At 78.3% G+C, this 12,309-nt stretch carries 12 protein-coding genes; 6 read left to right on the top strand and 6 right to left on the bottom strand.

Features of this window, described 5'->3' with window-relative positions; genetic code table 11:
- Positions 1 to 211 precede the first annotated feature (211 nt).
- Together WJX68_RS25005 and WJX68_RS25000 are read left to right on the top strand one after the other, a co-directional pair.
- Positions 212 to 811 (top strand): DedA family protein, encoded by a 600-nt coding sequence (locus WJX68_RS25005; protein WP_340295421.1) that lies wholly within the window; start codon positions 212 to 214, stop codon positions 809 to 811.
- Between the two features lie 53 nt (positions 812 to 864).
- Complete coding sequence (locus WJX68_RS25000; RefSeq protein ID WP_340295419.1) at positions 865 to 1,863, top strand: NADPH:quinone reductase; 999 nt, start codon at positions 865 to 867, stop codon at positions 1,861 to 1,863.
- 22 nt (positions 1,864 to 1,885) lie between these two features.
- On the opposite strand, the gene WJX68_RS24995 is transcribed toward WJX68_RS25000, so the two are convergent.
- Entirely contained in the window at positions 1,886 to 2,509 is a 624-nt protein-coding gene (locus tag WJX68_RS24995) for an LppM family (lipo)protein (protein WP_340295417.1), read from the bottom strand.
- A 95-nt stretch (positions 2,510 to 2,604) separates the two neighbouring features.
- Positions 2,605 to 3,216, bottom strand: a complete 612-nt coding sequence (locus tag WJX68_RS24990; RefSeq protein ID WP_340295415.1) for a GNAT family N-acetyltransferase — start codon at positions 3,214 to 3,216, stop codon at positions 2,605 to 2,607.
- Positions 3,217 to 3,504: 288 nt separating this feature from the next.
- Here WJX68_RS24990 and WJX68_RS24985 point away from each other — a divergent pair, with 288 nt between their 5' ends.
- Both WJX68_RS24985 and WJX68_RS24980 read left to right on the top strand, forming a co-directional pair.
- Complete coding sequence (locus tag WJX68_RS24985) at positions 3,505 to 3,834, top strand: hypothetical protein (RefSeq protein ID WP_340295413.1); 330 nt, start codon at positions 3,505 to 3,507, stop codon at positions 3,832 to 3,834.
- Positions 3,835 to 3,849: 15 nt separating this feature from the next.
- Positions 3,850 to 4,542, top strand: coding sequence for an SAV_6107 family HEPN domain-containing protein (locus WJX68_RS24980; RefSeq protein WP_340295411.1), 693 nt, complete (start codon positions 3,850 to 3,852; stop codon positions 4,540 to 4,542).
- A gap of 65 nt (positions 4,543 to 4,607) precedes the next feature.
- On the opposite strand, the gene WJX68_RS24975 is transcribed toward WJX68_RS24980, so the two are convergent.
- Entirely contained in the window at positions 4,608 to 5,438 is an 831-nt protein-coding gene (locus tag WJX68_RS24975; protein WP_340295409.1) for a ParA family protein, read from the bottom strand.
- A 117-nt stretch (positions 5,439 to 5,555) separates the two neighbouring features.
- Here WJX68_RS24975 and WJX68_RS24970 point away from each other — a divergent pair, with 117 nt between their 5' ends.
- A complete protein-coding gene (locus WJX68_RS24970; RefSeq protein ID WP_340295407.1) occupies positions 5,556 to 6,314 on the top strand; it encodes a class I SAM-dependent methyltransferase in 759 nt (252 codons plus the stop codon).
- 332 nt (positions 6,315 to 6,646) lie between these two features.
- Positions 6,647 to 7,060 (top strand): DUF3040 domain-containing protein, encoded by a 414-nt coding sequence (locus WJX68_RS24965; RefSeq protein WP_340295405.1) that lies wholly within the window; start codon positions 6,647 to 6,649, stop codon positions 7,058 to 7,060.
- Positions 7,061 to 7,313: 253 nt separating this feature from the next.
- Here the strand turns inward: WJX68_RS24965 and WJX68_RS24960 are convergent, their stop codons facing one another.
- The 3 genes from WJX68_RS24960 to WJX68_RS24950 all read right to left on the bottom strand — a co-directional run bounded on the left by WJX68_RS24960 (position 7,314) and on the right by WJX68_RS24950 (position 11,999).
- On the bottom strand, positions 7,314 to 9,572 hold the full coding sequence (locus tag WJX68_RS24960) for a transglutaminase TgpA family protein (protein WP_340295403.1): 2,259 nt from the start codon (positions 9,570 to 9,572) through the stop codon (positions 7,314 to 7,316).
- 131 nt (positions 9,573 to 9,703) lie between these two features.
- The gene (locus WJX68_RS24955; RefSeq protein ID WP_340295401.1) at positions 9,704 to 11,044 is read right to left on the bottom strand and encodes a DUF58 domain-containing protein; all 1,341 of its coding nucleotides are present in this window, start codon (positions 11,042 to 11,044) and stop codon (positions 9,704 to 9,706) included.
- Between the two features lies 1 nt (position 11,045).
- Positions 11,046 to 11,999, bottom strand: a complete 954-nt coding sequence (locus WJX68_RS24950) for an AAA family ATPase (RefSeq protein ID WP_340295399.1) — start codon at positions 11,997 to 11,999, stop codon at positions 11,046 to 11,048.
- Positions 12,000 to 12,309: the final 310 nt, after the last annotated feature.

Raw genomic sequence — 12,309 nt, 5'->3', positions numbered from 1 at the left:
GCGGCCGCCGTCCCGGCCGGCCCGCAGGCCGCCGGCCGGGGCCGCCCGGCCGGGACCGCGGCGCCCCGCGGCGACCCGGCCCCGGACCCCGCCCCCCAGCCCGAGCTGACCGCCGACGGGGTGCCCGGCGTCGACTGACGCGCCCCGCCACCAGGCCCAGGAGCCTCCCCTCACCGAGATCATCGACTTCCTGACCTCCGTCCCGCTGTGGGTGGTGGTCCTCGTCGCCGGGCTCGTCACCCTCGGCGAGACCACCATCGGGGTCGGCCTCGTCCTGCCCGGCGAGACCATGCTGATCGCCGCGGCGATGGCGGTGCCGGACGTACCGTCCGCGGTGCTGGTCGTGGCCGTCGTCGCGGTCGCCGCGGCCTGCGGCGACACCATCGGCTACGCGATCGGCCGCCGCTTCGGCCCCCGGCTGCGCGAGTCCCGGCTCATCGGCCGGATGGGCCGCGACGCCTGGGACGACGCCGCCCGCACCCTGCGCCGCTGGGGCCCGTGGGCCGTGCTCGGCGCCCGGTTCCTGCCCGTCGTGCGCACCATGACCCCGCCCGCCGCGGGAGCCTCCGGGCTGCCGCTGCGCCGGTTCCTGCCCGCCGTCGCCGTCGGGGCCTGCCTCTGGTCGGCCCTGCACGTGACCGCCGGGTTCCTGCTCCGCGAGGCCGCGGAGGAGTTCGAGCGCGCGTTCGGGCTCGTGGGCTGGGCGGTGCTCGGGGTCGTCGTCGTCCTCGGCGCGGTCGGCTGGCGGGTGCGCCGCCGCCGTGCGCGGGCCCGCCGGGCCGCCGGGCGCAGCACCGTCGACGCCGCCTGAGACCGGCCCGCCGCCGGGTGCGCGCCCGCCCGACCGGCGGCAGGATGGCGCGGGTGAAGGCAGTGAGCTACTCCCGCGAGGGCAGCGCCCGTGACGTCCTGACCGTCGGCGAGCTCGACACCCCGCACCCCGGACCGGGCCAGGTCCGGGTGCGGGTGCGGACCTCCGCGGTCAACCCGACCGACACCAAGACCCGCGACGGCACGACGTCGCGCCCGTTCGACGGGGTGCGCGTCCCGCACCAGGACGGCGTGGGCGAGATCGACGCCGTGGGGGAGGGCGTGGACCCCTCCCGGATCGGGCAGCGGGTCTGGACCTGGCTCGCGTCCCCGGGTGGCGACGGCGGCGCCCCGCTCGCCGAGTGGGGCACCTGCGCCGAGTACACCGTCGTCCCCGACGAGCAGGCGACCGTGCTGCCCGACGGTGCACCGGACGACCTGGGCGCCTGCCTGGGCGTGCCCGCGATGACCGCGTACCACTGCCTGTTCGGCGACGGCTCGGTCGCCGGGTCCACCGTGCTCGTCACCGGGGGAGCGGGCGCGGTCGGGCACTACGCGGTGCAGCTCGCCCGCTGGGCCGGCGCGACCGTGGTGAGCACGGTGTCCGGCCCGGAGAAGGCGGAGCTGGCCCGCGCGGCCGGCGCGCACCACGTCGTCAACTACCGGGAGGGCGACCCGGCCGCGGCGATCCTCGACGCCGCGGGCCCGGTCGACCGGATCGTCGAGGTCTCCCTCGCGCAGAACCTCGCCCAGGACCTCGCCGTGCTGCGCACCGGCGGGCAGGTCGCGTCCTACGCCGCGACCCCGCAGGACCCGCAGCTCCCGGTGCGCGCCCTCATGGGCGCCAACGCGGTGCTGCGGTTCGTACTGCTCTACACCGTCCCGCGGCCGGTGCTGGCCGCCGCGGCCCGCGGGCTCGTCGCGGCCGCCGGGCACGGCGCGCTCACCCCGCTGCCGGTCACCCGCTTCGGGATCGACGACGTCGCCGCCGCCCACGAGGCGGTCGAGGCGGGCACGACCGGCAAGGTCGTCGTGGACGTGGCGCCGCGCTGAGCGCCGCCCGCCGGTCCGCGGCTCAGCGGCGGATCGGCGGGTTCCGGTCGCGCCGGGCGAGCAGCACCGCCGCACCCGCCGCGACGACGACGAGCCCGGCGAGCAGCAGCGACCACCCCAGGATCGACGGCGCGTTCGGGTCGGTCGAGATCACCGACGCGTTGATCTGCGACACCTCGCCGGGGGTGAACTCCCAGGTCACGGTGCCGCCGTCGGCCTCGCCGTCGGACTCGACGACCTCGCCGGGGAAGCTGATCGCCAGCCGCACGTCGGACCGGTCGACCGGCATCGTCGTCAGGTCGGCCCGCCCCTGCACGGCGATCCGCTCGCCGACCCGGCGCAACTCCAGGCCCGCCCGGCCCGCCGCGCTGCCGCCGAGCAGGTTGAGCTGGGAGACCTCGGCGAAGCTGAGGTCCTCGAACGCGGCCCGGGTCCCGACGAACCCGTCCTGGTCGTACGGCGACGTCTCGACCTTGTCCTGCAGGTCGGCCGGGACCTCCATCTGCGGGCCGCGCCCGTCCGGGGCGCCGTCCGGGGTGGCGACGACGACCGTGCCGTCCACGGTGTCGTCCGGCTGCACGGCCATCGCCACCTGCACTCGGGTGCAGCCGGTCAGCGCGAGCAGGGCCAGCACCGCGAGCAGCACCAGTGCACGCGTCCGGGCTCGGCGGCGTGCGGGTCGAGCGGTGCTGTGCGGCGGCATGGGCGTCATCGTGCCACCCGGGACCGACGGTCCCGCCGTCACTCCGGGGCGTGTGTCGGGTGATCCGCGGGCCGCAGCGGCAGCTCGCGGCCCAGTACCGCGAACGGCCGCGGGTCGCCGGTGAACAGGTGCTCGCGCAGCACGTCGGAGAACCCGGCCCGGCGGTAGAGCCGCCAAGCCCGGCCGGGGGCGGCGCGGCCGTACTCGGGGGTGGACAGCAGCATCCGGGCGCGGCCGGCGTCGCGGCCCAGCGCCCGCAGCAGGGCCTCCCCGACACCGGAGCCCTGGGCCTGCGGGTGCACGTGCAGCTCGGTGAGCTCGAAGTAGTCGGTCAGCCAGTCCGTGCCGGCGGCGCCGGGGTCCCCGCGGCGGGCGCGCAGGCCGCGCCGCACCTCCTCGAACCACCACTGACCCGGGCCGCCCCAGTAGCCGTAGCCGATGCCGGTGAGCCGGTCGCGCCCGTCGAGCCAGCCGACGGCGCGCCACCCGGGCCGGTAGGAGTGCTCCAGCCACAGCGACCGGCGCTGCCGGGCGGTCGAGCGCGGGTAGTCCATCGCGGTGACGTAGACGTCGATCGCCTCGGTCAGCCGGTCGGCGAAGTCGCTGCGAGCGAGACCGACCAGGCGCGGACGCGACGGCGCGGCCGTCACCGCGCGCACCCGTCCCGCCGGGGGCCGCACGCCCGCGCCGGAGCGGGGTCGGTGTGCGGGTGCATGACCCCATCACATCACGCTCGCGCGACCGCGGCACGGTGCGGGCGCCCCGCCCGGGTACCCGACTTGACGCGGCGATCGAACACGCGTTCTACTGGACCACGTCGAACGCGCGTTCGACACCGGGGCGTCCGGTGGGCGGAGTGGGGGAAGCACCCCGTCGCCGGGCGTCCCGGGGACCGATTCCGGTGGCGGGAACCGAGGCCCGCCCGCCGGGTGGAGGGCGTGGTGGTGCCAGTGGGCGGCTTCTCGCGTTTGTTCCGGTCCCGTCAGCCGGCGGCGATCGACGTGCGCTGGCAGAACGGCGAGCCGGTCGAGTTCTCGCGGCGTCCCTCGCGCCGCGGGGAACATTTCCTGGTCACCGGTGTTCGGGACCAGTGGATCGAGGAGTCACCGTGGCCGTTCCCGTCGCCGATGCCGGTCGGCGGTGACCGGCTGAGCTGCTGGCGGGTGCTGGCGCGGTCGGTGGCGGACCCGGAGGACCCGCCCCGCGAGGTCGTGCTGCGGATGCGGTCCGGGCCCGGTGTGTGGGACCTGGTGAAGGTGGACCGGTAGGTGCCGGAGGTGCGTGTGCGGAACAGGACGATGGAGCTGGACCTGGCGCTGCCGGCGCCCCGGTCCGCGGCGGGGCGGCCGGTCGGGCCCGCCGGTGCGCCGGGCCGGGGCGACGGGCCGCCCGCCGACGGGCCGGTCCCGCCCGGGCGGCCGGGCGGGACCGGACGGGTGCGGCCCGCCGGCGACGGGCTGTGGCCCCTCGAGTGCCCGGGCCGGGGGACGCCCGGCGGTGCGGCCCGTGCCGGCGCGGCGCCGGGCGTGACCCGGGCGGCGGGTGCGCCGCGCGGCACGACCCACCGCCCCGGAGGCGGACCGGCCCTGCGGTCCCCGGTACCGGCCCCGCCGTCGCGGGACGCGCTCGGGCTGCTGCGCCAGGCCGCCGAGCAGCTCGCGGAGGCGCACCGGGAGAGCGAGCCGGTGCGCCGCTACCCGGCCGCCTACCTGGCCGCGCTGCGTGCCGGGGCCGCGGTGCTCGCGATGCGGGCCCGGCCACGGACCCGTCGCGGCGCGCCGCGCGACGGGTGGCGGCTGCTCGCCGAGGTGGCCCCGGAGCTGGAGGAGTGGGCGGTGTTCTTCGCCGGCTGCTCGCGGCTGCGGACCGCGGCGGAGGCGGGCATCGACCGGCTCGTCGACCAGCGGGCCGCCGACGACCTGCTGCGCCAGGCCGAGCAGTTCGTGACCCGGGTCGGTGAGCTGCTGCCGCGGTGACACGGGGGCCCCGGCCCACCGGCGGCGGGCGGCCGTGGGCGCCGCGGAGCGTCCGCGGCCCGGGCTCAGGCCGAGGCGGCCGGGCGCGAGGCGCTGCGCAGCACCCGGCCGAGCAGCGCGGTGAAGACCGCGGAGATCTCCCGGGCCCCCGGGGTGTCCCAGGCCTGGATCGGCAGGCAGGCGCCCTGGGCCTGCTGCACCGCCGAGCGGTCGGGCAGGACGCTGTTGAACACCAGCGGCCCGAACAGCTCGCGCAGCTCCGAGATGCGGAACTCGTGCTCGGTGTTGCGCGGGCGGACCCGGTTGACCAGCACGCCCAGCGGCTGGAGCCGGTCGTTGGACCGCTCCCGCTCGGTCTGGACGGCGTCGAAGGCGCGCTGCACGCCCGACACCGAGAACATCGTCGGGTCGGCCACCAGGATCGCCCGGTCCGCGGCCGACAGCGCGCTGCGGGTGAGCTGGCCCAGCGACGGCGGGCAGTCCACGATGACCAGCCGGTAGCGCTCCTCGGCGCGCTCCGGGCCGCCGGCGTCGTCGGTGATCAGCTCGCCCGCCAGCCGCTGCAGGGCGCGGTCGAGCCGGTAGAGCTGGGCCGCACCGGGGTCCGGGTGGTTGTGCCGCTCGGTCTGCTCCGCGCCGACGAGCACGTCGAGACCCTCGCCCCAGGCCGACGGCGCGATCGCGCGCTCGACGACGGCGCGGCGCGGCTCGTCCAGGACGTCCGCGACGGTGGCCGTGGTCGGCTCGGGGTCGAGGGCGGTGGTGGCGTTGGCCTGGGGGTCGAGATCCACCACCAGGGTGGACACCCCGTGACGCTGGGCCGCGCCGGCCAGACCCAGTGCGACCGTGGTCTTGCCGACGCCACCCTTGAGACTGAGCGTGGCGACGACCTGCACCTCCTCAACGTACCGTGCGGTCGCGCGGGGGCGCCGGGCGGAGTCCACATCGTCCCGCCGTGGCGCGCCGACGGGCGGACGGGCCGGGCCCCGGTGCGGGCCACTAGGCTCCGGTGCGTGGGATCGTCGACACGGGAGCAGGCCGGAGCAGCACGCGGGGCCGCGGTGTTCCGGGTGCTGGACCGCGAGATCGACCGCGTCCGCCGGGACACCGGGGCGGCGCCCCGGGTGCTCGACGTCGGTGGCGGCAGCGGGACCTGGGCGGTGCCGCTGGCGGTCGCCGGCTGCGCGGTGACGGTGGTCGACACCAGTCCGAACGCGCTCGCCACGCTGGCCCGCCGGGCCGGTGAGGCCGGGGTGACCGACCGCATCACCCCGGTGAACGGCGACGTCGACACCCTCGCCGAGGTCGCCCCCGCCGACGGCGCCGACCTCGTGCTCGGCCACGGCCTGCTCGAGGTCGTCGACGGCCCCGGCCGCGTCCTGGCCGCGCTCGCCGCGGCCGCCGCCCCGGGCGGTGCGGTGTCGGTCCTGACCGTCGGGCGCTACGGCGCCGTGATCGGCCGGGTCGCCAGCGGCCGTCTCGCCGAGGCCCGCGCCCTGCTCACCGATCCCGACGGCCGCACCGGCCCCGACGACCGGCTGCTGCGCCGCTTCGACGCCCACCGCCTCCAGGAGCTCGCGACCGGCACCGGCCGGCTGCGCACCGAGGTGCTCCAGGGCGACGGCACCCTCGAGGCGTGGCTGCCCGGGCCCGGGCAGGAGGGCGAGCCGGCGGGCCGCGACGAGCGCGACGAGCTGGATGCGCTGGCGTCGTCGGTGCCCGCGCTGGCCGAGGTCGCCCCGCGGTTGCATCTGCTCGCCCGGCGGTACTGACGCGGTGGTGACACCGTCCGCCGTCCGTTCCGCCGTGATGCCCCGACGGTCACCGTCCGGCTCCCGTCGGTGACCGGTGGGGCGGCGTTCGTCCGCCCGTCCGACGCCGTTCGGGTGAGTGCGCCGACCCGGCCGTGAGCGACGACACGCCGCGCCACGCCGTCCGCTCGACGATCAGCCGAGCGGGTTGGCCGGTCCGGGTGGTCGCGGCACGATTCGCCTCGTACTCTGGTCGCAGACGCCCAGGTGGGGCGCCCGTCGTACCGGCCGGGGCGAGGAGGCCCGGGCCGGATGCGGCCTACCGTCCGATTTCGTGTGCCGGAGGTGAAGGCATGCCGCTCTCCGAGCACGAGCAGCGCCTGCTCGAACAGATCGAACGTGCCCTCTACCAGGAGGACCCGAAGTTCGCGTCCTCGGTCAGCGGGAGCCGGCGGAGCAGGCCCGCCCGTCGGCGCCGGATCCAGGGCGCCGTCCTCTTCGTCGTGGGCCTCGTGCTGCTCGTCGCCGGGATCCCGTTCCGGGCGCTCTGGCTCGGCGACCTGCCCGTCCTGAGCATCGTCGGCTTCCTCGCCATGCTCGGCGGTGCGCTGCTGGCGGTCACCTCGATCGGTGCCCGGCGCAGCGGCGAGGAGACCGCCGCCCCGGGCGGCACGCCCCCCACCAAGGACAAGCCGTCCGGCGAGAGCAACGGCGGCTTCACCGGCCGTATGGAGGAGCGCTTCCGGCGCCGCTTCGAACAGGAGTGACCCCGCGCGGCCGACGTGCCGCCCGGACGACGCCCCAGCGGGGCGGGACACCACGGTGTCCCGCCCCGCTTCGTCGTCAGTGGGGGTGCGTCGGTGCTCCGGGCCCACATCCGGCGGGTGCGCCGACTGTCCGCGCTCGAGTCCCGCCCCCGCTCGTGCTGTAGCGCAGGCGAACCCCGGAGCCGCGCGCGAACGGGGTCGCGGCGGCTCCTGCGGCCGCGGCCGGGGTCCCGGGGGGCGGGAGGGCAGGCGGTCAGACCCGGTCCGCGGGGTCCCCGTCCCGGGCGGGTCCGGGGTCGGCGGCGGTCTCCTCGTCCGGGCGTCGCATCCGCCGGACCGCCTCGGGCACCACCGAGGGCGGCAGGACCCGCGCCCGCAGCGACGAACCGCCGGCGGCGATCGCCGTCCGCACCTCGTCGACCAGGCCGTCGAGCACGCCCGGTTCGGGCAGCAGGCCGCCGTACCAGCTCGCCTCGACGCGCCGGGCCAGCTCCTGCAGCGCCTCGGCGGGACGCCCGGCCAGCGCGTGCCGGTCGATGATCCGGTCCGCCGCCGCCCGGACGGTGTCGCCGGGCGGCACCGGCACGCCGTGGTCGCGGGAGGCGGCCAGGACCTCGTCCCACGCCGCCGTCGCCGCGCCGTCGCCGCCCGCCCGGGCGAGGCCGGACCGCTGGGCGTACTGGCGCCGCCGCCACAGCCCCGGGGTCAGCACGACGGCCGCGACGGCCAGCGCGATCAGCACCGCGACCAGCACGGGCCAGAACGACCCGAGCCCGGCGAGCGGTGCCGGGGCCTGCGCCGGGTCCTCGGCGGGCGGCGGCTCGGGCGTCGCGCCACCGGCCTGCGGGGTCGGCGGCGCGGCCGTCGGCTCCGGCTGCGGGGCCTGCTCCCGAGCCGGGGTGCCGCCCGCCTCCTCGCGGGCCTGCTGGACGTAGGTCGGGTCGATGGTGCGGCCGTCGGCGAGCGGGGTCGGGTCGAAGGTCATCCAGCCGTAGCCGGGGAACCAGGCCTCGACCCAGGCGTGCGCGTCCTCGGTGGTGACGGTGCGGGCGCCGGAGCCGTCCGGGTCGCCCGCGGTGAACCCGACCGCGACCCGGGCCGGGATCCCGACGGCGCGCAGCATGACGCCCATCGCCGAGGCGTACTGCTCGCAGTAGCCGGTCCGGCCGCGGGTGAGGAAGTCGACGAGGGCGTCGCCGTCGCCGCCGGGCGCCGTCGCGAGGCTGTAGGTGAACGGCGAGCCGGGCCCGGTGAAGTGGTTCTCCAGCGCCATCGCCCGGTCGAACGGGTTCGCCGCCCCCGCGGTGACCTGCTCCGCGATCGCGGTGACGCGCGGGTCGACCCCGGTCGTGTCGAGGTAGGCGCGGTCCACGGTCGCCGGGCCGGACGCGGCGCGCAGCTGCTCGGCGGTGGGCTCGGGCAGGCGCATCGACTGCGTCCACCCGTCCTCGGACTGCGGGCGCTCGCTGTAGGCGATGCCGCCGTCGGCGTCGTAGGCCCAGCTGGGGGAGGTGACGCCGATCCGGGTCGGGTCGCCGAAGACGGGCAGCCAGTAGTCGCGGAAGCCGAGGTTCTCCACCTGGACGTCCTGGGTCGCGGCCGGTCCCGACGTCGACGGCGGCAGCGGGCCCGTCAGCGGCACCCCGGGCAGCGGCCGCCCGGCCTTCCAGCCCTCCTGCGGCACGTAGCCCTGCAGGGTCAGCGCACGCAGGTAGGTGGGCTGCCCGAGTCCCTGCACCCGGAACAGCGGACGCGGTTCGGACCGGGTCAGCTGCCCGCGCAGCGAGGTGAACGGGTTGAGCCCGATGGAGCCGTCGGCGTCGCCGGTCCCGCCCGCGGCGTCGAACCGGCCGGAGGTGCCGACCTGGCCCGCGAGCAGCCCGGCCAGCAACGCCCCGAGGACCGCGACGGCGACGACCGCCGCCCCCGCCGGTGCCTGGCGCAGCCGGTCCGGCCGCAGCAGCAGCACGACGCCGTAGCCGAGCGCCGCCGCGACCAGCGCCCACCAGGGCAGCAGGTCCGGCTGCAGCGCCGTCGGGACGGCGAACACCACGAGCAGCGGGACCCCGGCAGCGGCCGGCGCGGCGACGGTGACGGCCAGCCCGAACACCGCGATCGCGATCGTGCCGAACCCGAGGGTGACCAGCAGCAGGATCTCCGGGGTCGCCGCGACCGGCGGCAGGCCGGTGTCGATCTGCTGCCCGGCCCCGCCGAGCAGAGCCGACAGCTCGCCCAGCGCCGCGGGCCCGGGCAGGAACCCGAGCACCCCGCTTCCGGTGAACCACGCGGTGACCAGCAGGACCAGGGCGCTCAGCTGCGCGGGTGCGACGAGCCAGGCGCGCACCGGCAGCAGCAGCGCGCCCACGACGACCACGAGCACGGTCGCGACGGCGGCGTGCCCGACCCAGGCGAGCCCCTGCACGACGGCGCCCATCGCGGAGCCCGCGAGCAGCACCGACACCGCCGAGGCCAGCGGTGCGAGCACGACGGTCCAGGCGGGGGAGCCCGGCACCCGGCCCCCGGGCGCGGCGGCGGTGACCGGCCCCCCGGGCGGCGGTGCGGACGACCCCGCGGACGACCCCGCGGACGACCCCGCGGGCGGGCCCGCGGACCGGGTCCCGACCGGCGGGCGGGGCGGGGCGCTCACCGGACCGCCCCGGCGACGGCGGGCGACCCGCAGGCGTCGGCCCAGGCCCGTTGGACCGAGGTCCCCGAGGTCACGACGGTGGCCTGCCACCCGGCGCGGCGCAGCGCGACCGCGGCGACCGAGGCCGGGCGCGCCCGGGTCGCCGACGACCAGGTGTCGACGTCGAGCAGGACGGCGTGGCCGCCGCGCGGCCAGGCCGCCACCAGCGCCGTGACGTCCTGCGGGGCGGTCCCGCCGAGCACGGCGAGCACGCCCTCCGGGCGGCCCGCGCCGGCCGCGGGCGGCGCGGCGGCGAACCCGGTCGCGGCCGAGGGGCGCACCAGCGCGAGCGACTCCAGCCGCGGCGCGACGGCGTCGGCGCCCGTCACCCCGGCCGGCACGTCCCCGACGGCCTCGCCGGACTCGTCGACGAGCGCGACGGCCTCGCCGCGGTGCAGCAGGTGCACGGCGACGCTGGCGGTGAACTCGACGGCCCACTCCAGCGACGATCCGGCCCCGTGGCCGCGGTGCGCGCCGTCGCGGCGGTCGAGCAGCAGGGTGACGCCGGACGGGTCGGGCCGGTCGTCGAGGCGGACCATGAGCTCGTCGCGCCGGGCGCTGGAGCGCCAGTGCACGCGGCGCAGCTCGTCGCCCTGGCGGTAGGGCCGGATGAGCACGTCGGGCGTGCCGGGGCCGGGGCGGCTGCCGCCCTCGGCGCCGCGGCCGGTCGCGACCGAGGTCAGGGCGGGCCGCCCGGTCAGCGGGGTGACCCGGGGGACGACCAGGAGGCGGTCGGCGGCGAGCAGGTCGCGCCGGAACTCGGCGAGGCCGAGCGCGTCGGTGCCGCGCCCGCGCAGCGGGCCGATCCGGTAGGCGCCGCGCACCGCGGGCCGCACCGGGTAGCCGACGCGGGCGCCGCGCCGGCCGAGCCGGTGCACGGTGAACCGCGGCGGGTAGCGGTCGGAGGAGCCGGCGGCGTCGGGCACGTGGTCGGCGATGCGCAGCGCGCCGAGCAGGGCACCGCCCGCGATGCGCAGCAGCACCGTGCCGCCGGTCCCGGCCTCGAGCCGGGAGGGCTCCAGGGTGCGCTCCACCTGCAGTGTGCGCCGCGAGCGGAGCGCGACGACCAGCGCCAGCAGCGGCAGGAGCAGCACGAACGCGCCGACGCGGACGAGGTCGCGCTCGTCGAGGGCGATCGCGGAGACGACCATCGCCGCGCCCCCGGCGAGCAGGCAGCGCCCGCGCACGGTCAGCCCGGCGCGGCGCTCCGCGCGGGGTGCGCCGGTCCCGATGACCGGGGCGGAGGCCGTCCCGCCGTCCGCGGGGACCGGGGCCGCCGGGGTGCCGGTCGGCGGCACCTCAGCCCCGCGGCGGGGACGGCACGGCGACCCGGCCCACCGCGGCCCGCACGAGGTCCGCGGGGGAGCGGCGGGCCGCGACACCCTCCGGACCCAGCACCAGCCGGTGCGCGAGGACCGGCACGGCGACGGCCTGGACGTCGTCGGGCACCACGTAGCCGCGCCCGGCCGTGGCCGCCCACGCACGCGACGCGCGGAGCAGGTGCAGGGTCGCGCGCGGCGAGGCCCCGAGGCGCACCTCGGGCAACCGTCGCGTGGCGCCGACGACCTCGACGCAGTAGCGGCGGACCTCCGCCGCGGTGTGCAGCCCGCGGACGGCGGCGATCATCGACCGCAGCGTGCGCAGGTCGGTGACCGGGCGCATCCGCTCCAGCGGGTCGCTGCCGCCGTGCTCCTCGAGCATCGCCAGCTCCGCGGCCGGGTCGGGGTAGCCGACCGACACCCGGATGGTGAACCGGTCCTGCTGGGCCTCGGGCAGCGGGTAGGTGCCGTCCATCTCCACCGGGTTCTGGGTGGCGACGACCATGAACGGGTCCCCGAGCGGGTAGGTGCCGCCGTCGACGGTGACCTGGTGCTCGGCCATGCACTCCAGCAGCGCGGACTGGGTCTTCGGCGAGGCGCGGTTGATCTCGTCGGCGATCACGACGTTGGCGAACACCGGGCCCGGCCGGAACTCGAACTCCGAGGTCTGGCGGTTGTAGACCGAGGAGCCGGTGATGTCGCCCGGCAGCAGGTCCGGGGTGAACTGGACCCGGCTGACCCCGCCGTCGACGGCCCGGGCCAGTGCCTTGGCCAGCGAGGTCTTGCCGACCCCGGGCACGTCCTCCACCAGCAGGTGGCCCTCGGCCAGCATCGCGACGAGCGCGAGCCGGATGGCGTCGGGCTTGCCGACGATGATCCGGGCCACCGCGGCGGCGATGCGGCCCGCGACGTCGGCGACGGCGCCGGCGTCCATCGGGTCGGGCGCGTATCCGGGGGTCGACCCGGTCGCCTCCGGACGGCGGACGCCGCCGGACGGCGACGGGACGGGCGGCACGGAGGGCGCGGACGGCGCGCTCGACGACAACGGGCCTCCTCGGGAGACGGCTCGGGCACCACCAGTCTGTCAAACGTCCTCCGGCCGGGGGCGGGTGCCGCCCGGCGCCCGTCGCCGCTGCTCCGTACGGCCGTACCGCCCGTCGGGGCCCCCCGGCGCGGGCGCCGGTCCCCACCGGCCCCCACCGCGCACCCACCGGGCTCCCCACGACCCCCCACCGGGGTGCCCC

The organism is Pseudonocardia spirodelae (assembly GCF_037727765.1).
Taxonomy (GTDB): domain Bacteria; phylum Actinomycetota; class Actinomycetes; order Mycobacteriales; family Pseudonocardiaceae; genus Pseudonocardia; species Pseudonocardia spirodelae.
The sequence above is the reverse complement of the archived record's forward strand: the minus strand, read 5'-3'. Positions and strand labels throughout refer to the sequence as shown.